We start from the raw sequence: 17310 nt of genomic DNA, 5'->3' as shown, positions 1-17310 counted from the left end.
CTGGGCCTGGGGGTCAGCGGGATTTCGCGGGTCCCGTGCCGGTCCGATTCGACCGGATGGCCGGGAAAACCGGATGCGCAGACCCGACGAACGTCGGTATTGGACTCCGAGTTCGATCTCGATAATCGGCGGGTCCCGTCCGGCCGTGAAATGGAGACTCCGTGGCGTCGCGCCGATTTCCGTTGCTGCTCATGGTGTTCCTCGTGCTCTCCGGCACGCTGACCGGGTTTTCCAGCGCTCGGACGGAATCCGTGGAGGACCCGACCGCGGCGGGGAACAACCTGCGCACCGGCTGGGACGCCGACGAACCCGGCCTGAGCCCGGGACAGGTCTCCACCGCCGATTTCGGCCAGATCTTCGCGACCGGAGTGGACGGACAGGTGTACGCCCAGCCCATCGTCGCGGACGGCACCGTGGTCGCGGCGACGGAGAACAACAAGGTGTACGGATTGGACCCGGCCGCGGGAACCCCGCGCTGGCAAGCGAACCTCGGCGCGCCGTGGCCGGCGGCCACGGTGAACTGCGGTGACCTCACGCCGAACATCGGCGTCACCGCGACCCCGGTCTACAACCCGGAAACGCACGCCGTCTACGTCACGTCGAAGGTCGCCGACGGCCAGGACCTCCAGCACCCGCACTGGTACCTGCACGCGCTCGACATCGGCACCGGCAAGGAACTACCCGGTTTCCCGGCCACGATCGGCGGGACACCGAGCAACAATCCCGGTGTCCCGTTCAATCCCATGACCGCGATGCAGCGACCGGGGCTGCTGTTGCTGGACGGCGTGGTGTACGCCGGATTCGCCAGCCATTGCGACTACACGCCGTATGTCGGTTACGTGGCGGGGGTGAACGCGCGCACCGGCAAGCAGACCACGCTCTGGTCCACCGAGGGCGGTGCTTCCGACGAGGCGGGAATCTGGCAGTCCGGCGGCGGGCTGGTGTCCGACGGGCCCGGCCGCATCGTCCTCGCCACCGGAAACGGGGTGGCACCGGCACCGGGCCCCGGCGAGAGTCCACCCAGGACACTGGGCGAGTCCGCCGTCCGGCTGGCTGTGAACCAGGACGGCACGCTCACCGCGAAGAGCTACTTCAGCCCGTACGACAACGCGAAGCTCAACCAGGACGATTTCGACTTCGGCTCCGGCGGCCCGATGGCGATCCCGCCCGCCTTCGGCACCCAGGCCCACCCGCGCCTGATCGTCCAGGTCGGCAAGGACGGCCGGGTGTACCTGCTCGACGCGGACCGGCTCGGCGGCACCGCGCAGGCACCCGGCGGCGGGGACGCCGTCGTGGGCACGAGCGGCGCTTTCGGCGGCGTGTGGGGCAGGCCCGCGTTCTTCGGCGGCGACGGCGGATACGTCTACCTCGCCGACGCGAACGGGCCGCTGCGGGCGCTGAAGTACTCCACCGCGGGCGGGACTCCCTCGCTCACCGCGGTCGGCGCGACGACGGACAACTTCGGCTACACCTCGGGGTCTCCGGTGGTGACCTCCAGCGGGGACGCGCCGGGATCCGCACTGGTCTGGGAGGTCTACTCCACCGGTCCGAACGGCGCGGACGCCCAGTTGCGGGCCTACGACCCGGTTCCGGTCAACGGCGTGCTGAACCTGCGCTATTCCGCGCCGATCGGCACCGCGGCGAAGTTCGCGGTGCCCGCCACCGCGGGCGGCAAGGTGTACGTGGGCACCAGGGACGGCAAGGTGCTCGGCTTCGGCAGGCCGGCGACCGCCCCGCTCACCGCCCGCCAGCTCGACCTCGGCTCCGCACCGGTCGGCGGCACCGTCACCGCGACCGCGACCGTCACCGCGAGCAAACCCCTGACCGTGCGCGGTGTCTCCGCGCCCGCGCCGTTCGCCGCGTCGCTGGCCGCGCCCGTCACCTTGGCGAAGGGGCAGCAGCTGTCCGTTCCGGTGACCTTCCGGCCGGGCGCGTGGGGCGGGGCGACCGGCGGGCTGGCCTTCGACACCGACGCCGGGCCCGCCGCGATCGACCTGCACGGGCGCGGCACCCAGCCGGGACTCGGCGGCAACCCGACCGCGCTCGACTTCGGCAAGGTGCGCACCGGATCCGCCCGCCAGCTCGGGGTGAACATCGTCAACACCGGCACCGCTCCGGAGACCATCACCGGGGTCGCCGCGCCGTCGGGAGCCTTCGGAGTGGCGAACCTGCCCCCGGCCGGAACGGTTCTGCAACCCGGCGCCTCGCTCCCGGTCCCGGTGACCTTCCGCCCGGTGGCGGGCACCAAGATCGGCGTGTACGAGACTTCGAGCCTGCGCGTGACCAGCGATCACGGCGAGATGACCGTGCCGCTGTCGGGAGTCGCGCTCACCGGCAGCCCGCACCTCACGCTTTCCCCGGTGGCACTGGACTTCGGCACGGTGGCCATCGGCAGCTCCAAGACGATGACCTTCACCGCGACCAACACCGGCGACGTCCCGCTGACCATCACCAAGGCGAAGGCCCCGGAGGGGGTGTTCCGCACCGACGATCCGCTGCCGGAGGGCCAGGTGATCCCGCCGGGCTCCGCCATCGAGCAGAAGGTGACCTTCACCCCGGTGTCCCCGAAGCTGGAAACCTCGAACTACCTCGTCAGCAGCAACGACGGACAGGGTGCGCAGAACGTCCGGCTCAGCGGCCACGGCCCGACGCCCTGACCGTCTGTCCATTGTGGAATGATCAGGGGTATGGGTGGTCTTCCGGTTCTCGTCGTCGTCAGCGGGCCGGGAGGGGCGGGTAAGACCACGCTCGCGCACGCGCTCGCGCGGGCGGTGGGGTGCCCGGCGATCTGCCGCGACGAGATCAAGGAAGGCATGGCGCACGCCGTCCCGGGGTTCGTGCCGGGTCCCGGTGACGAGCTGACCCGCCGCACGCTGCCGACCTTCTTCGGCGTGCTGGAGCTGCTGGTGCGGGCCGGGGTGACGACCGTGGCGGAGGCCGCGTTCCAGGACCGGGTGTGGCGGCCCCGCTTGGCACACCTGAGCGCGTTCGCGCGGATCAGGATCGTGCACTGCGTTGTCGACGCCGAGGTCGCCTCGGCCAGGGTGCGGCGTCGCCGCGAGGACGATCCGGTGCGCCGTGCCCACGCCGACGCCTCGGCGCTGGAGCGGGGCTACGAGGAGTTCGACCGGGTTTCGGTGGACGCCCCGTGGATCGAGGTCGACACCACCGACGGGTACAGCCCCGCGCTCGACGAGGTCGTGGCGTTCGTCAACGGCTGAGGTCGCCCGTCGGTGCGGCGAGCACGGCGTCCAGCAGGCCGGGGCACAGGGCGTCCAGGTCGTCGCGGCGCAGTGACATGTAGTGCCGTCGGCCGTCGAGGCGCTGGGAGGTCACGCCGCTTTCGCGGAGGATCCGCCAATGCGTCGTCATCGTGGACGGGGAGGCGCCGGTGTCGATCGCGCCGCAGTAGGTTTCGCCGTGGGCCGCGAGAGTGCGCACGACCGCGAGCCGGATCGGGTGGCCGAGTGCGGCCAGCACCTTGTCCACGCTCATCTGGGCGAGGTCGGGATGCAGCGCGGACATGGATCCGACTATACCGGTGTACGAAAGTATCGTAATGTACGACTATGTCGTACATTCGTACTGAAGGTAATCCGCTCGACAGGACCGCGGTGATCACCGGCGCGGGGAGCGGCATCGGCCGCGCCACCGCCCGTGCGCTGGCGGATCAAGGGTGCCGGGTGCTCGCCGTCGGAAGGACCGAAACCCGGCTGATCGAGACGGCCGGTGGCCGGGACACCATCCGCCCGTGCGCGATCGACATCACCGCCCCCGGCGCGGCCGCCGAGGTGATGGACGCGGCGGAGCGGGAGTTCGGCGGCGTGGACATCCTGGTCAACAACGCCGGTGTGGTCGATCAGACGCCGCTCGGCGAGATCGACCCCGCGGTGGTGCAGCGTCACCTCGCCGTCAACCTCGTCGCGCCGATCGCCCTTACGCAGCAGGCACTTCCGATGCTCGAAGCCGCCAGGGGCACGGTGGTGAACGTCAGCACCGCCGTGGGGCAGCGCGGGTGGGTCCCGATGTCGTCGTACGGCGCGACGAAGGTCGCGATCGACTTCCTCACCAGGACGTGGGCGGTGGAACTGGCCCCGAGGGGTATCCGCGTCGTCGCCGTCGCACCGGGTCCGGTCGACACCCCGATGCTCGCCAACAACGACTACGACGAAGCGGGCGCGGCCGAGATGCGCCGGAACCTCGACCGGGTCCCCCTCGGCCGACCGGCCCGGCCCGAGGAAGTCGCCTGGTGGATCGCGAATCTCGTACGCCCGGAAGCCGAGTTCGTCACCGGCGTGGTGCTCCCCGTCGACGGCGGTTACAGCGCGGCTTGATCGTCCGGGAACAGGGGAGCGGGCGATCTTGTTACCCCCGTTGAGGAAGGCCCTGAAACGGAGGTTCGGATGAAAGCGATCGGCTTCGACCAGCCCGGCGGTCCCGAGGTGCTGCGGGTGGTGGAGGTTCCCGAACCGCACGCGGGGCCGGGGCAGGTGCGGATCAGGGTCCGTGCCGCGGCGGTGAACCCGTCGGACCTGGTCACGCGCAGTGGCCTCGCGCACGATCGCTACCGCGACGTCACGCCGCCCTACGTCCCGGGTTGGGAGGCCGCCGGTGTCGTCGACGAGGCGGATCCGGACACCGGGTGGAAGCCGGGCGACGAGGTGCTGGCGATCACGCGGCCGGTCCTGGAGGGTGGCGGCGCCTACGCGGAGCGGATCGTGGTGCCCGCCGCGTCCGTCGTTCGCGTTCCGGCAGGCGCCGGCTTCGCGGCCGCGTCGACGCTGCCCATGAACGGCCTGACCGCCCGCCTCGCGCTCGACGCCGCCGGTGCCGCGCGGACCATCGCGGTCACCGGTGCCGCGGGCGCGGTCGGCGGCTACGCCGTCCAGCTCGCCAAGAACGCCGGGCTGTCCGTGATCGCGGACGCCGCGCCGAAGGACGAGGCGCTGGTCGCGGAGCTGGGCGCCGACATCGTCGTGCCGAGGGGCGACGACATCGCCGAGCGGATCCGCGAGCACTTCCCGGACGGGGTCGACGCGCTCGTGGACGGTTCGCTGCAACGGCACCTCGTGCTTCCGGCCATCCGCGACCACGGGGCCTACATCGCGCTGCGGACGCCCTCGATCGGCGGCGGCGTCGAGCCGGAACGCGGTATCGGGGTCCACTACGTCCTGGTCACCGACTACATCGACGAGACGGAAAAGCTCGACGAGCTCAGGAAACTCGCCGAAACCGGCGCGCTCACGCTCCGCGTCGCCCGCACGCTTCCCTGCACCGAGGCCGCCCAGGCGCACCGCCTGCTGGAGGCGGGCGGCCTTCGCGGCCGTCTCGTGCTCGAGTTCTGACCGCGGCATATCGTCGGCATATCGAAAACCGCATACGCGACGGCAACACGGCGCCGCCTTCACTGGGGGCATGACCTACCGCGAGCCAGCAGCGGCCCGCCGCACCCCATCGCAGGCCACGGCGACGGGGATCACGATCTACGGCTGCGGGCCTGACGAGGCCGCCCTGTTCCAGGAGATGGCGCCGCGCTTCGGCGTGGTTCCGACGCTCACCGAGGCCGCGGTGTCCGAGGACAACGCCGGGCTGGCGGCGGGGAACCGGTGCGTCAGCATCGGCCACAAAACGCGTGTCGGCAATTCCACCCTGCGCGCGCTGGGGCGCGCCGGGGTGGAATACATTTCGACCAGGAGCATCGGCTACAACCACCTGGATGTGGACTACGCGGAGAGTGTCGGCATCTCCGTGGGAAATGTCGCGTATTCGCCGGACAGCGTCGCCGATTACACGGTGATGTTGATGCTGATGATGCTGCGGAACGCGAAATCCCTCATCCGCCGCACGGACGTCCACGACTACCGGCTGCACGACGTGCGCGGGAAGGAACTGCGCGATCTGACCGTCGGGGTGGTCGGCACCGGGCGCATCGGCGCGGCGGTCATGCGGCGGCTGCGCGGTTTCGGGTGCCGCGTGCTGGCCAACGACAACTTTCCCAGCACCGCCGCCGAGTACGTTCCGCTCGAGGAAATCCTTGCGCAGAGCGATATCGTGACACTTCACACGCCGCTCACCCCGGACACGCACCACCTGCTGGACAGCCGCCGCATCGCGCGGATGAAGCACGGCGCGTTCGTCGTCAACACCGGACGCGGCCCGCTGCTCGACACCGAGGCGCTGGTGCGGGCGTTGGAAAGCGGGCGGTTGGGTGGCGCGGCGCTGGACGTCATCGAAGGCGAGGAAGGCATCTTCTACGCCGACCACCGGGAAAAGCCGGTGAAGAGCGAGGCGCTGGTGCGGTTGCAGAAACTGCCGAACGCGCTCATCAGCCCGCACACCGCCTACTACACGGACCACGCGCTGAGCGACACCGTGGAGAACTCGATTGTCAACTGTCTGAAATTCGAAAGCGAGAACCGGCATGGCTAGGGTGAAGATCGGGATTCTGTTCGGGGGCTGTTCCGAGGAGCACCCCGTTTCCGTCAAATCCGCGCGGGAAGTGGCGGCGAACCTGGACCTCGGAAAGTACGAACCGTGCTACGTCGGGATCACCGAGGACGGTGCCTGGAAGCTGTGCGACGACCCCGGTGAAGGCTGGGAGGACGGCCGCCCGGTCGTGCTGTCGCCGGACCGGAGCGCCCACGGCCTGCTCGTGCTGGACGAGGGCAAATACGAGACGATCCCCCTCGACGCGGTGCTTTCCGTGCTGCACGGCAAGTTCGGCGAGGACGGCGCCGTGCAGGGCCTGCTGGAGTTCTCCGGCATCCCCTACGCCGGGTGTGACATCCAGAGTTCCGTGCTGTGCATGGACAAGTCCCTCACCTACCTCACCGTGCGGAACGCGGGAATCGCCACGCCGAACTTCTGGACCGTCACCGGGGACGAAGAGATCGATCCCGATCGGCTCACCTACCCGGTTTTCGTGAAACCCGCCCGTTCCGGATCGTCCTTCGGAGTCAGCAAGGTGTCCGGCAAGGAGGAGCTGGCCGATGCGCTGGCGACCGCCCGGCAGTACGACTCGAAGGTGCTGCTCGAAGAAGCCGTCGTCGGCAGCGAAGTGGGCTGCGCGGTCCTGGGGAACGGGAGCGATCTGAGCACGGGCGAGCTGGACCAGATCTCGCTCTCCCACGGCTTCTTCAAGATCCACCAGGAGGACGACCCGGAAAGCGGCTCGGAGAACTCTTCGATCACCGTTCCCGCCCCCATCCCGGCGGAAACGAGTGCGCGCGTCCGGGAAACCGCGAAGGCCATTTACCGGGCACTGGAGTGCAGCGGGCTCGCCAGGGTGGACCTGTTCCTGAAGGCGGACGGGGAAGTGGTGCTCAACGAGGTCAACACCTTGCCGGGTATGACTTCGTACAGCCGCTACCCGAGGATGATGGCCGCCGCCGGGATCCCGTTCTCCGAGATGCTCGACCGGATCCTGACCTTGACGCTGGCGGGGAACGGCCGATGAACGAGGACTTCGCCTTCGTCGACGAACTGGTGCCCGGAATACGCTGGGACGCCAAGTACGCCACCTGGGACAACTTCACCGGAAAACCGGTGGACGGGTACGCGGTGAACCGGATCGTCGGTACGCGTGCCCTGTGCGCGGCCTTGGAGCAGGCGCAGGAGAAGGCCGCGTCACTCGGCTTCGGCCTGCTCCTCTGGGACGGCTACCGCCCGCAACGCGCCGTGGACAACTTCGTGCGGTGGTCGGAGCAACCGGAGGACGGCCGCGCGAAATCGCGGCACTACCCGAACATCGAGCGGACCGAGATGTTCGAAGAGGGATACGTGGCCGCCAAGTCCGGGCACAGCAGGGGCAGCACGGTCGACCTGACGCTCTACCACCTCGCCACCGGCGAACTCGCCCCGATGGGCGGCGACCACGATCTGATGGATCCGGTGTCCCATCACGGCGCGGCCGGGATCACCACGGCCGAAGCGGCGAACCGGGAGCATCTCCGGTCCATAATGGACGATTGTGGTTTCCGCTCGTACGACCGGGAATGGTGGCACTACACGCTGGAAGACGAACCGTATCCCGACACCTACTTCGACTTTGCCGTCGAATGAGGAACATCGAATGAGGAACGGGGAAGACATGCGGGTACGACTGGCGGACAGCACCGATTCCGCGGCCGTCGACGGGTTGCTCGACGAGCTGGGGTACCCGCAGGACGCCGCCGGGACGACGGCGACCCGGATCCAGGCGTGGCGGTCCGACCCGTTCAGCGCGGTCTACGTGGCCGAGGCTGGCGGCGAAGTCGTCGGCCTCGTCGCGGTCCACGTGTGCCCGTTCTTCGAACGCACCGGTGCCTGGGGCCGGATCGTGGCGCTGGTCGTGTCCGATCAGGCGCGCGGGCAGGGCGTCGGCGGCCGACTGGTGGCCGAGGCGGAATCGTTCGCCGTGAGCCGCGGGTGCGTGCGCATGGAGGTCACCAGCGCGGACCGCCGGGAAGACGCGCACGAGTTCTACCGGCGCCGCGGTTACCTCGACCAGGCGGGTACCTCGTCCCGATACCTGCGCGAGCTCGACGGCACCGACCGTCGTGGCGACGAATTCGCGCGCCGCCGGATGCAGGTCTGATCGCGTTCTCACGGTGGTGCGGCGGGGAGCTGCACCGTGACGCGGAGCCCGCCCGCGGCCCGCGGGACGAGTGCGAGGGTTCCGTCGTGCGCTCGGGCGATGCTGTCGACGATCGCCAGGCCGAGCCCGACACCCGCGTGGTCGGTGCGGACGCGTTCGGTGCCGCGCTGGAACGGCTCGGCCAGCGTGGAAACCAGGTCGAGGGAAAGCTTCTTGCCGGTGTTCTCGACGACGAGCACCGCGTTCCCGGCGTCGACGCTCGTCGTGACCCGGACGGTGCCCCCCTCAGGCAGGTTGTGGACGATCGCGTTGTGCACGAGGTTCGTGGTCATCTGCAGCAGGAGCGCGTGCGAGCCGTTGGCGGCGGCCTGGTCACCGGAGGTTTCGAGGGTGACGCCGTGCCGTTCCGCTAAGGGAAGCAGCGTTTCCGTGGCTTCTTCCGCGGCAAGCGACAGGTCGACGCGTTCCCGGGTGAAGGCCCGCTGGTTGGCGCGGCTGAGCAGGAGCAGCGCCTCGGTGAGGTCGATCGCCCTGGTGTTGACGAAGTTCAGGCGTTCGAGGAGTTCGCCGATGTCGCGGTCCTTGTCGTTGCGGGCCACTTCGAGGAGCGTCCGCGTGATCGACAGCGGGGTGCGCAGTTCGTGCGACGCGTTGGCCGCGAACCTCCGCTGTTCGGCGTCGTGCGCTTCCAGCCGCGTGAGCATGGTGTCGAAGGCGTCGGCGAGTTCGCGGAACTCGTCGGTGCGGCCTTCCAGCCGGATCCGGTGGGAGAGCGAGCCGTTGCCAGCCAGGCGGGTCGCGTTCTTGATGCGGGTCAGCGGCGCGAGCATGCTGCCCGCCAGCAGCCACCCGCCGACGAGGCCGAAGACCAGCAGCGCAGCCAGAACGAGCAGTGCCTTCGGGACGAACGCGCGCTGCAGGTCGTAGCGGCCGGGGATGGACAGCACCGGCCCGCTGGGCGCCCCGCCCGTCCCCGGCAGGCTGCTGCGGTACTGCGGGATCACCTCGGGCACGTAGCGCAGCAGGAACACCCACACGACGGCGAGGAGCAGGACACCGGCGACCATCAGGAACCCGGCGTAGCTGAGCGTGAGTTTCAGGCGAACGCTCAACCCGCGTTCCCTATCCACGCTCGTCTCCCGGTTCCGCGCCGGTCTCGATGCGGTACCCGACGCCGGGCACCGTCGCGATCAGCCAGGGTTCGCCGAGCCTCTTGCGCAGGGCGGAGACCGTGATGCGCACGGCGTTGGTGAACGGGTCGGCGTTCTCGTCCCACGCCCGCTCCAGCAGCTCCTCGGCGCTGATGACCCCGCCTTCGGCGGCGACGAGGACTTCGAGCACGGCGAACTGCTTCCTGGTCAACGCGACGTAGCGGCCGTCGCGGTAGACCTCGCGGCGGAACGGGTCCACCCGCAGCCCCGCGATCTCGCGCACGGGCGGCCTGCTGTGCGCGCGCCTGCGGTCGAGCGCCCTGAGGCGGAGCACGAGCTCCCGCAGCTCGAAGGGCTTGGTGAGGTAGTCGTCGGCGCCGAGTTCGAACCCGGAGGCCTTGTCGTCGAGCCGGTCGGCCGCGGTGAGCATCAGGATCGGCATGCCGCTGCCAGAGGCGACGACGCGTTTGGCGATCTCGTCGCCGGACGGGCCCGGGATGTCGCGGTCGAGCACGGCGATGTCGTAGGTGTTGACGCCAAGCAGTTCCAGCGCGGTGTCCCCGTCCCCGGCTATGTCGGCGGCGATCGCTTCCAGGCGCAAGCCGTCTCGGATGGCTTCGGCCAGGTACGGTTCGTCCTCGACGATCAACACGCGCATACCCCGATGCTACGAGGCCGGAGCATATCGCCGGCATATCCAAAACCGGATACGCGACGGCAACGCCGCGCCGCCTTGACTGGGGACGTGGCTTACCGCGAACCAGTACGAACAGCAGCCCGCCGCCTCCGCTCGGCCGTGCGCGGCCGCCTCGGCGAGGCCGGTGGCGCCATTCCGCCCCGCGTGACGGTCTTCGCCGACCAGTTCCCGGCCGTGGCCAACCTCGATCCCGAACTGCTCTCCGCACTGCGCCGGGCCGCGACCGACGCCGCGGTCGACGGGGTCGAGTTCTTCGTCAACAGCGGCTGGCGTTCCCCGGCGTACCAGGAACAGTTGCTGGAGAAGGCGATCTCGAAGTACGGCTCGGCGGAGGAAGCCGCGCGCTGGGTGGCGACCCCGGAAACCTCCGCGCACGTGGCGGGGAAAGCGGTCGACATCGGACCGGCCGAGGCCAGGGCGTGGCTGTCCGAGCACGGCGCCGCGTACGGGCTGTGCCAGATCTACCGCAACGAACCCTGGCACTACGAACTGCGGCCCGAGGCCATCCTCACCGGCTGCCCGCCGATGTTCGCCGATCCGTCCCACGATCCGCGGATGTGGTGACCGGTTCCGCGCTCGTCGCCGCTGGGGTGGACGACGAGCGCGGAACCGGTATCACGCGGTCAGGAGAACAGCCGGTCGGCGGTGTTCGCCATGCGGTGGGTCGAGCCGTGCCCGTTCACCCAGTCCCGGACGAGCGCGATGGCGTCGGCGCATTCCTTGGTGTCGGCGTAGTCCTTCGCCCCGGTGTTGTCGGCGTAGCCCGCGATGACGCCGTCCACGTCCGCGGTGCCGAGCAGCTTGTCCACATAGGACTTGTCCTTGTGCGTGGTGGTCCAGGCGAACGTCGAGCCCAGTTTGCCAGCGCCGCGCTCGGCCGCGCCGTGCTTGAGCTCGGTGCAGGTGTTGTAGCTCGGTTCGTCGCAGTTTCCGAAGCCCTTCGCGATATCGGTGTCCCCGTAGTCCATCGCGCGCTGGTGGTCGCGGATCCCGCCCTTGCCGTGGTCGCGGAAGGTGTCCTCGACGGACTTCACCGTGCCGGTCACCGAGACCCCTTCGAGCCCGTTGAGCGTGCCGAGCAGGCTCTGCCAGCCGCGCCCGCCCTTCTCACCGGGGTGGTAGCCGTAGAAGCCGTACAGCACCTGGATACCGGCGTCGACCAGCTTCTGCGCCTTGTCGTGCAGACCGGCCACGCTGCACCCGCGGTACTTCTCCTCGCCGCAGTAGTCGGGGTCCTTGATGTCCAGCCAGACCATGCGCAGCTTGTGGCCGGGGCCGGACTGCTCGGTGGCCCGCTTGATCCAGTCGTCCAGGTTCGGGCCTTCCCGCGTCCCGCCCTTGTCGGGGCAGTCGTGGAAGGTGCGCCACTCGTTCGGATCCGCCCAGCCGCACACGTCCACTTCGATCGCGTTCGCGCCGTGCTTGATCGCCGCGTTGATCCCGTCGAGGGTGTCCACCCGGTGCGCGATCGCGTACACCGCGCGCTGCTGCGCCGAAGAAGCCTCGAAGGAACCCAGCGACTGCGGCGTCGTGTCGTCGGCGGAGGCGTTCAGGACGCCGCCGAAGATCGCGAGCCCGGTCAACCCCGCGGCCGCTCCGATGGCCAGCGCTTTCCGCAGAACTCTCATGCGAACACTCCGAATCGACTCGAGCACGTCGGCCGCCGTGACGACCGTGATTTCGCCTGCAGTGACGCACGATCGCGGAGCCAGTTCGCCGGTGCGGCGGAGCTTGCCCGAAAAGTCAGCGCCGGGTGGCCGTAAGTACCGGACCTACTGGCCGCTCGGCGGTCCGGCCGCTGCCCAGGCCGCCTCGATCATCCGGAAGACCTCGTCCACCGCGGCTTCGGGATCGGCTTCCTCGCGGGCCAGCGAATAGGCGTCGATCGCGAACCGCGCGATCGTCCGGCAGACCATTGTGGACCGTGCGACACCGGGGTCGGCGGCGATGGCCGCGGCCAGCGATTCCGCGTGGCGCAGCCGCATCGACTCGTCGTACTGCCGGAGCGCGGGTGACGCGTCGATCATGCGCCAGAGCGGGGCCGCGGCGTCTCCCGTGCAGTGCCGCACCAGCGCGTGGATTTCGCGGCGCAGCACGGGGATGAGCGGTTCGTGCGGATCCCGGTCGGCGACCGCGCGGGTGAGGCGCTGCTCGAAGTCTTCGTCCTGTTCGAACACCAGCGCCTCTTTCGAGGCGAAGTGGGAGAAGACCGTCGTGACGGCGACGTCGGCCTCGGCGGCCACGTCCCGGATGCCCACCGCGTCATACCCGCGCTCCAGGAAGAGCCGCAGTGCGGTGTCGGCGATGTTCCGGCGGGTCGCGGCCTTCTTGCGCTCACGACGTCCTGGCGGCGCGGTCATGGCGTGATGCTAGCAGGCACAAAACCATATCTGTTGTGAAACACTAACCGTTAGTGCTACGTTCGCTGGCATGAAGAAAGTGAGCTTCGCCGAGTTCGGCGGTCCGGAGGTCCTTCAGCTCGTGGACGCCGAGGAGCCCCACGCGGGGCCTGGTCAGGTGCGCGTCGCCGTGCGGGCGGCGGGGGTGAACCCCGTCGACTGGCGGCTCCGCGAGGGGCAGGTCCTCGGCGCCCATCCGATCGAGCTGCCCGCCGGGGTCGGGATCGACGCCGCCGGTGTGGTGGACGAAATCGGGGAGGGCGTCAGCGGGATCGAGGTCGGCGACCCCGTGTTCGGCGAGGGGCTGAGCACCTACGCCGAGTTCGCCGTGCTGACGGCGTGGGCCAGGATGCCCGAGGGGCTGACGTTCGAAGAGGCGGCCGGGTACCCGTCGGTGCTGGAGACCGCGGTGCGCCTCGTCCGCGAGGTCGGCGTGCGGCCAGGGGAGACCCTGCTGGTCAGCGGCGCCTCCGGGGGAGTCGGCTCGGCGGTGTTGCAGATCGCCCGCGACCGCGGCATCGCGGTGATCGGCACGGCGGGCGCCGCGAACCAGGACTACCTGCGCGCTCTCGGCGCCGCCGCCACTACGTACGGCGAAGGCTGGGCCGAGCGGGTGCGCCGGATCGGCCGGGTCGACGCGGCACTCGACCTCGCGGGTTCGGGCGTGCTCGGCGAACTCGTCGAGCTGACCGGGGATCCGCGCAAGGTGGTGTCCATCGCCGATCTCAGCGCGCCGGACTTCGGCGTCCGCTTCTCGGGCGTGGCCGGGAGCGTGCCCGACGCGCTCGCGGAGGCCGTCGACCTGATTTCACGGGGAAAGCTGCACATCCCGGTCGAGAAGTCGTACGCGCTCGCCGACGCCGCGGCGGCGCACGCCGACAGCAAGGCCGGGCACACGCGCGGGCGCCGGGTCATCCTCGTCTGAGCCGGTTCGTTTCGGTGACGGCCGAAACGACGGCGACCTACCGTCGCGGCCATGACAGCGCACACGTATCGCACCTCCTTGTCGTGGTCGGGAAGCACCGGCGACTACGACAGCTACGACCGCGGGCACGAGGTGACGATCGGTGCCGCGCCGCTCGCGGTCAGCGCCGACGCGGCGTTCCGCGGTGACCCGGAGCTGGCGAACCCGGAACAGCTCCTCGTCGCGGCCGCGAGTTCCTGCCAGCTGCTCTCCTTCCTCGCGGTCGCCGCGCTTTCCGGGGTCGAGGTCGTGCGATATCACGACAGCGCCGAAGGCGTGATGCCCGAGGCGGAGCGCCCGATGCGCCTCACGCGCATCGTGCTCCGTCCTCGGGTCGTCGTCCGCGGCGCGACCGCCGAACGCGTCGAACGCTTGCTGCGCAAGGCACATCGGCAGTGCTACATCGCCAACAGCCTGACCAGTGAGGTCGTGCTCGAACCGGTCGTCGAGGTGGGTTGAGCCGCGCTCACCGGGCCGTTTCCGTCCAGGTGACCGGCAGTTCGTGCACGCCGTAGATGTTCATGTCGGTCCTGAGCCGCACTTCCCCGGCGGGGACGGCGAGTTCGAGGGACGGGAAGCGGCGCAGCAGGCCCTCGAACCCGGCGCGCATTTCGATGCGGGCGAGCTGCTGGCCGAGGCACTGGTGGATCCCGTGCCCGAAGGACAGGTGACCGCGGGCGTTGCGGTGGATGTCGAGGGTGTCGGGGTGGTCGTAGCGCCGCGGGTCGTGGTTCGCGGCCAGCAGCGAGACGACGACGGTCGATCCCTTGTGGATGGTTTCCCCGCCGAGTTCGAGATCCTCCGTGGCGTAGCGGAGGAAGATGTCCGCAATGGACAGATAACGCAGGAGCTCTTCGACGGCACCGGGGAGCAGTGCGGAGTCGGCGCGCAGTTCGGCCGCCTGGTAGGGGTGTTCCAGCAGCGCGAAGGTGCCCAGCGCCAGCATGTTGGCGGTGGTCTCGTGCCCGGCGAGCAGCAGCAGGAAGGCGGCGCCGGTCAGTTCCTCGATGGTGAGGTCCTCCTGGCGGGCCAGATCGGACAGGATGTCGTCATCGGGGGTGGCGCGCTTCCGCGTGACCAGCTCGGTGAGGAAGGTGTTCAGGCCGGTGACGGCGGCGATCTTCTCGTCGAGCGTCTGGTCCCTGACCATGAACTGCGCGGAGTTCGCCTGGAAGTCCGCCCGGTCCGCGTACGGGACGCCGAGCAGCTCGCAGATCACCAGTGAGGGCACCGGCAGCGCGAACTCCTTGACCAGATCGACCGGCGGGGTGAGATTCGCCAGGTCGTCAAGCTGCCGCTCGACGATCTCGGCGATGTGGTCTTCGAGCTGCTTCATGCGCTTGACGGTGAACGCGGCGGTGAGCCGTTTCCGCAGCCTGCCGTGCTCCGGCGGGTCCATCGCGATGAACATGCCCGGCATCGGCGGGTTCGGTTCGGTCTGGGGCGGCATCCCGGGCGTCCCGAACGGCGCGTGCACGATTTCGACGTCGAGGCGGGAGCTGAACCGGGTGTCGGCCATGAGCTGGCGGACCTCGTCGTAGCCGGTGACGAGCCAGCCTTCGTGCCCGTCGGGGAACACCATCGGGCTCACCGGGCGGACTTCGCGCAGCCGGGTGAGCTCGCTGGGCGGGTTGAAGGGGCCCGCGTCCCGGTCCATGGGGAGGCCGTGCTGGGCGGTCTGGGTCATCGGAGGTCCCAATCGGTAGTCGTGGTGGTGATGGGAGCAACGATCACCGGCGTGCCTGACACGGGACCGCCACGGCTCTGACACGGCGTCAGGACGTGTCAGAAGCGTGGCGGAAGCATGTCAGGCGGGGCGCCGATGGTGGGTCCCATGACAACTTCAGCGATCGCGGTCTCCGGACTGCGAAAGGCTTTCGGGGACAAGGTCGTGCTCGACGGCGTCGATCTCGACGTCCGTGCGGGCACCATCTTCTCCCTGCTCGGCCCGAACGGCGCGGGCAAGACGACGACGGTGAACGTGCTGACCACGTTGATGACCGCCGACGGCGGGACGGCGCGCGTCGCGGGCCACGACGTGGCGACCGAGGCCAAGGCGGTGCGCGCGGCGATCGGGGTCACCGGTCAGTTCGCGGCGGTGGACGAACTGCTGACCGGGCAGGAGAACCTGCAGCTGATGGTGGACCTGAACCGGGCGGCCACCGGCCACCGGATCGTCGCCGAGCTGCTGGCGCGGTTCGACCTGGTGGAGGCGGCGAACCAGCCCGTGTCGACCTATTCCGGTGGCATGCGCCGGAAACTGGACCTGGCGATGACGCTCGTCGGCAACCCTCGGATCATCTTCCTCGACGAGCCGACGACCGGGCTGGACCCGCGCAGCCGCCGCACGATGTGGTCGATCATCCGCGAGCTGGTGGCCGACGGCGTGACCATCTTCCTCACCACCCAGTACCTCGAGGAAGCCGATCAGCTCGCCGACCGGATCGCGGTGCTCGACGGGGGCCGCCTGGTCGCCCACGGCACCCCGGACGAACTCAAGCGCCAGATCCCCGGCACCCACGTCCGGCTCCGGTTCGCCACCGCCGCCGAACTCGACGCCGCCGCGCGCCTGTTCACCGGCGCCACGCGGGACGACGAGGCACTGGCGCTGCGGGTGCCCAGCGACGGCGGGACGAAATCGTTGCAGGCCCTGCTGAACCGGCTCGACGAGCACTCGCTCGAAGCCGAGGGGTTCTCCGTGCAGACCCCCGATCTCGACGACGTTTTCCTCGCCCTCACGGGCCGTACCGCGGAGGCAGTCCGATGAACACCCAGTCGATGGTGATGTTGCGCCGCAACTTCAAACACGTCGCCAGGAACCCGATTTCGGTGTTCAACGCGATCCTGATGCCGGTCGTGATGATGCTGATGTTCGTGTACATGCTCGGCGGCGCGTTCAGCGTCGGTGTCGACTACGTCGACTACGCGACGCCGGGAATGCTGCTGATGGCCGTTTGCTACGGGCTCGGCGCCGCCGCGACCGCGGTGAACTCCGACATGACCAAGGGCATCATCAACCGGTTCAAGGTCATGGACGTTTCGCGGGGCGCGGTGCTGAACGGGCACGTCATCACCAGCGTGCTGACCAACCTGATCGCCATCGTGGCGGTGCTCGGGGTGGCCTTCCTGCTGGGGTTCAGCCCCGCGGCGGGTTTCCTCGACTGGCTCGGCGTGGCGGGCATGGTGCTGCTGCTCGGCGTCGCGGCCGCGTGGCTCACGATCGCCTTGGGCATGGCGGCGAAGTCCCCGGAAACGGCGGGCATGGCGTCGGTGCCGCTGGTGATGCTGCCGTTCTTCAGCAGCGCGATCGTCCCCGCCGACAAAATGGGCCCCGGGCTCCGCGAATTCGCCGAATACCAGCCCTTCACGCCGATCATCGAAACCATCCGCGGCCTGCTCCACGGCACACCGTCCACAGGGGACGCGATCGCCGCGGTCGCCTGGTGCGCCGGAATCGCACTGGTCGGCTACCTGTGGTCCCGCTCCACCTTCAAAAAGCGCGCCTGAAAACCCTTACCAGTAAA

Annotated in this window: 19 protein-coding genes; 13 read left to right on the top strand and 6 right to left on the bottom strand. The window is 69.6% G+C overall.

What is annotated here, in order from left to right; genetic code table 11:
• The first annotated feature begins 161 nt into the window (after positions 1-161).
• Positions 162-2657, top strand: a complete 2496-nt coding sequence (locus tag HUW46_RS12020; protein ID WP_215547363.1) for a choice-of-anchor D domain-containing protein — start codon at positions 162-164, stop codon at positions 2655-2657.
• Positions 2658-2687: 30 nt separating this feature from the next.
• A complete protein-coding gene (locus HUW46_RS12015; protein WP_215547362.1) occupies positions 2688-3221 on the top strand; it encodes an AAA family ATPase in 534 nt (177 codons plus the stop codon).
• Here HUW46_RS12015 and HUW46_RS12010 read toward each other — a convergent pair.
• Positions 3211-3525: an ArsR/SmtB family transcription factor gene (locus tag HUW46_RS12010; protein ID WP_215547361.1), complete on the bottom strand. Its 315-nt coding sequence runs from the start codon at positions 3523-3525 to the stop codon at positions 3211-3213. The genes HUW46_RS12015 and HUW46_RS12010 overlap by 11 nt on opposite strands.
• Positions 3526-3569: 44 nt before the next feature.
• Between HUW46_RS12010 and HUW46_RS12005 the strand changes: the two genes are divergently transcribed.
• From HUW46_RS12005 to HUW46_RS11980, 6 genes are all read left to right on the top strand, one after another.
• On the top strand, positions 3570-4334 hold the full coding sequence (locus HUW46_RS12005; protein ID WP_215547360.1) for an SDR family NAD(P)-dependent oxidoreductase: 765 nt from the start codon (positions 3570-3572) through the stop codon (positions 4332-4334).
• A 69-nt stretch (positions 4335-4403) separates the two neighbouring features.
• Positions 4404-5345 carry an NADP-dependent oxidoreductase gene (locus HUW46_RS12000; RefSeq protein ID WP_215547359.1) on the top strand — a complete coding sequence of 314 codons (942 nt, stop codon included), beginning with the start codon at positions 4404-4406 and terminating at the stop codon, positions 5343-5345.
• 70 nt (positions 5346-5415) lie between these two features.
• Positions 5416-6429: a D-isomer specific 2-hydroxyacid dehydrogenase family protein gene (locus HUW46_RS11995; protein ID WP_215547358.1), complete on the top strand. Its 1014-nt coding sequence runs from the start codon at positions 5416-5418 to the stop codon at positions 6427-6429.
• The gene (gene vanA, locus HUW46_RS11990; RefSeq protein WP_215547357.1) at positions 6422-7456 is read left to right on the top strand and encodes a D-alanine--(R)-lactate ligase; all 1035 of its coding nucleotides are present in this window, start codon (positions 6422-6424) and stop codon (positions 7454-7456) included. The genes HUW46_RS11995 and vanA overlap by 8 nt, the downstream gene beginning before the upstream one ends.
• Positions 7453-8061, top strand: coding sequence for a D-Ala-D-Ala dipeptidase VanX (gene vanX / locus HUW46_RS11985; protein WP_215547356.1), 609 nt, complete (start codon positions 7453-7455; stop codon positions 8059-8061). The genes vanA and vanX overlap by 4 nt, the downstream gene beginning before the upstream one ends.
• A 10-nt stretch (positions 8062-8071) precedes the next feature.
• Complete coding sequence (locus HUW46_RS11980; RefSeq protein WP_215547355.1) at positions 8072-8575, top strand: GNAT family N-acetyltransferase; 504 nt, start codon at positions 8072-8074, stop codon at positions 8573-8575.
• Positions 8576-8583: 8 nt separating this feature from the next.
• Here HUW46_RS11980 and HUW46_RS11975 read toward each other — a convergent pair whose 3' ends face one another.
• Both HUW46_RS11975 and vanR-Sc read right to left on the bottom strand, forming a co-directional pair.
• The gene (locus tag HUW46_RS11975; RefSeq protein ID WP_215547354.1) at positions 8584-9705 is read right to left on the bottom strand and encodes a sensor histidine kinase; all 1122 of its coding nucleotides are present in this window, start codon (positions 9703-9705) and stop codon (positions 8584-8586) included.
• Complete coding sequence (vanR-Sc, locus tag HUW46_RS11970) at positions 9698-10384, bottom strand: response regulator transcription factor (RefSeq protein WP_215547353.1); 687 nt, start codon at positions 10382-10384, stop codon at positions 9698-9700. The genes HUW46_RS11975 and vanR-Sc overlap by 8 nt, the downstream gene beginning before the upstream one ends.
• Before the next feature lie 138 nt (positions 10385-10522).
• Here vanR-Sc and HUW46_RS11965 point away from each other — a divergent pair, with 138 nt between their 5' ends.
• Entirely contained in the window at positions 10523-10987 is a 465-nt protein-coding gene (locus HUW46_RS11965; protein ID WP_442860972.1) for a M15 family metallopeptidase, read from the top strand.
• Between the two features lie 59 nt (positions 10988-11046).
• On the opposite strand, the gene HUW46_RS11960 is transcribed toward HUW46_RS11965, so the two are convergent.
• A complete protein-coding gene (locus tag HUW46_RS11960) occupies positions 11047-12051 on the bottom strand; it encodes a hypothetical protein (RefSeq protein ID WP_215547351.1) in 1005 nt (334 codons plus the stop codon).
• A gap of 144 nt (positions 12052-12195) precedes the next feature.
• Positions 12196-12783 (bottom strand): TetR/AcrR family transcriptional regulator, encoded by a 588-nt coding sequence (locus HUW46_RS11955; protein ID WP_215547350.1) that lies wholly within the window; start codon positions 12781-12783, stop codon positions 12196-12198.
• A gap of 70 nt (positions 12784-12853) precedes the next feature.
• Here HUW46_RS11955 and HUW46_RS11950 point away from each other — a divergent pair, with 70 nt between their 5' ends.
• Positions 12854-13747, top strand: coding sequence for an NADP-dependent oxidoreductase (locus HUW46_RS11950; RefSeq protein WP_215547349.1), 894 nt, complete (start codon positions 12854-12856; stop codon positions 13745-13747).
• Positions 13748-13798: 51 nt separating this feature from the next.
• The gene (locus HUW46_RS11945; protein WP_215547348.1) at positions 13799-14245 is read left to right on the top strand and encodes an OsmC family protein; all 447 of its coding nucleotides are present in this window, start codon (positions 13799-13801) and stop codon (positions 14243-14245) included.
• Positions 14246-14252: 7 nt separating this feature from the next.
• On the opposite strand, the gene HUW46_RS11940 is transcribed toward HUW46_RS11945, so the two are convergent.
• Positions 14253-15473, bottom strand: a complete 1221-nt coding sequence (locus HUW46_RS11940) for a cytochrome P450 (protein WP_215547347.1) — start codon at positions 15471-15473, stop codon at positions 14253-14255.
• Between the two features lie 147 nt (positions 15474-15620).
• Here HUW46_RS11940 and HUW46_RS11935 point away from each other — a divergent pair, with 147 nt between their 5' ends.
• On the top strand, positions 15621-16553 hold the full coding sequence (locus HUW46_RS11935) for an ATP-binding cassette domain-containing protein (protein WP_215547346.1): 933 nt from the start codon (positions 15621-15623) through the stop codon (positions 16551-16553).
• On the top strand, positions 16550-17293 hold the full coding sequence (locus HUW46_RS11930; RefSeq protein WP_215547345.1) for an ABC transporter permease: 744 nt from the start codon (positions 16550-16552) through the stop codon (positions 17291-17293). Before HUW46_RS11935 ends, HUW46_RS11930 begins: the two co-directional genes overlap by 4 nt.
• Positions 17294-17310 lie beyond the last annotated feature (17 nt).

It is taken from the genome of Amycolatopsis sp. CA-230715 (genome assembly GCF_018736145.1).
Lineage (GTDB): Bacteria > Actinomycetota > Actinomycetes > Mycobacteriales > Pseudonocardiaceae > Amycolatopsis.
Note: the sequence above shows the minus strand (reverse complement) of the source record. Positions and strands in the feature narration are given on the sequence as shown.

What these genes read in the sequence shown, in the direction of transcription:
- vanR-Sc (WP_215547353.1), bottom strand. Translation starts at nt 10,384, where the DNA reads ATGCGCGTGTTGATCGTCGAGGACGAACCGTACCTGGCCGAAGCCATC.
- HUW46_RS11930 (WP_215547345.1), top strand. Translation starts at nt 16,550, where the DNA reads ATGAACACCCAGTCGATGGTGATGTTGCGCCGCAACTTCAAACACGTC.
- HUW46_RS12005 (WP_215547360.1), top strand. Translation starts at nt 3,570, where the DNA reads ATGTCGTACATTCGTACTGAAGGTAATCCGCTCGACAGGACCGCGGTG.
- HUW46_RS12000 (WP_215547359.1), top strand. Translation starts at nt 4,404, where the DNA reads ATGAAAGCGATCGGCTTCGACCAGCCCGGCGGTCCCGAGGTGCTGCGG.
- HUW46_RS11955 (WP_215547350.1), bottom strand. Translation starts at nt 12,783, where the DNA reads ATGACCGCGCCGCCAGGACGTCGTGAGCGCAAGAAGGCCGCGACCCGC.
- HUW46_RS11935 (WP_215547346.1), top strand. Translation starts at nt 15,621, where the DNA reads ATGACAACTTCAGCGATCGCGGTCTCCGGACTGCGAAAGGCTTTCGGG.
- HUW46_RS11945 (WP_215547348.1), top strand. Translation starts at nt 13,799, where the DNA reads ATGACAGCGCACACGTATCGCACCTCCTTGTCGTGGTCGGGAAGCACC.
- HUW46_RS11940 (WP_215547347.1), bottom strand. Translation starts at nt 15,473, where the DNA reads ATGACCCAGACCGCCCAGCACGGCCTCCCCATGGACCGGGACGCGGGC.
- vanX (WP_215547356.1), top strand. Translation starts at nt 7,453, where the DNA reads ATGAACGAGGACTTCGCCTTCGTCGACGAACTGGTGCCCGGAATACGC.
- HUW46_RS11950 (WP_215547349.1), top strand. Translation starts at nt 12,854, where the DNA reads ATGAAGAAAGTGAGCTTCGCCGAGTTCGGCGGTCCGGAGGTCCTTCAG.
- HUW46_RS11995 (WP_215547358.1), top strand. Translation starts at nt 5,416, where the DNA reads ATGACCTACCGCGAGCCAGCAGCGGCCCGCCGCACCCCATCGCAGGCC.
- HUW46_RS12010 (WP_215547361.1), bottom strand. Translation starts at nt 3,525, where the DNA reads ATGTCCGCGCTGCATCCCGACCTCGCCCAGATGAGCGTGGACAAGGTG.
- HUW46_RS11960 (WP_215547351.1), bottom strand. Translation starts at nt 12,051, where the DNA reads ATGAGAGTTCTGCGGAAAGCGCTGGCCATCGGAGCGGCCGCGGGGTTG.
- HUW46_RS12015 (WP_215547362.1), top strand. Translation starts at nt 2,688, where the DNA reads ATGGGTGGTCTTCCGGTTCTCGTCGTCGTCAGCGGGCCGGGAGGGGCG.
- vanA (WP_215547357.1), top strand. Translation starts at nt 6,422, where the DNA reads ATGGCTAGGGTGAAGATCGGGATTCTGTTCGGGGGCTGTTCCGAGGAG.
- HUW46_RS11980 (WP_215547355.1), top strand. Translation starts at nt 8,072, where the DNA reads ATGAGGAACGGGGAAGACATGCGGGTACGACTGGCGGACAGCACCGAT.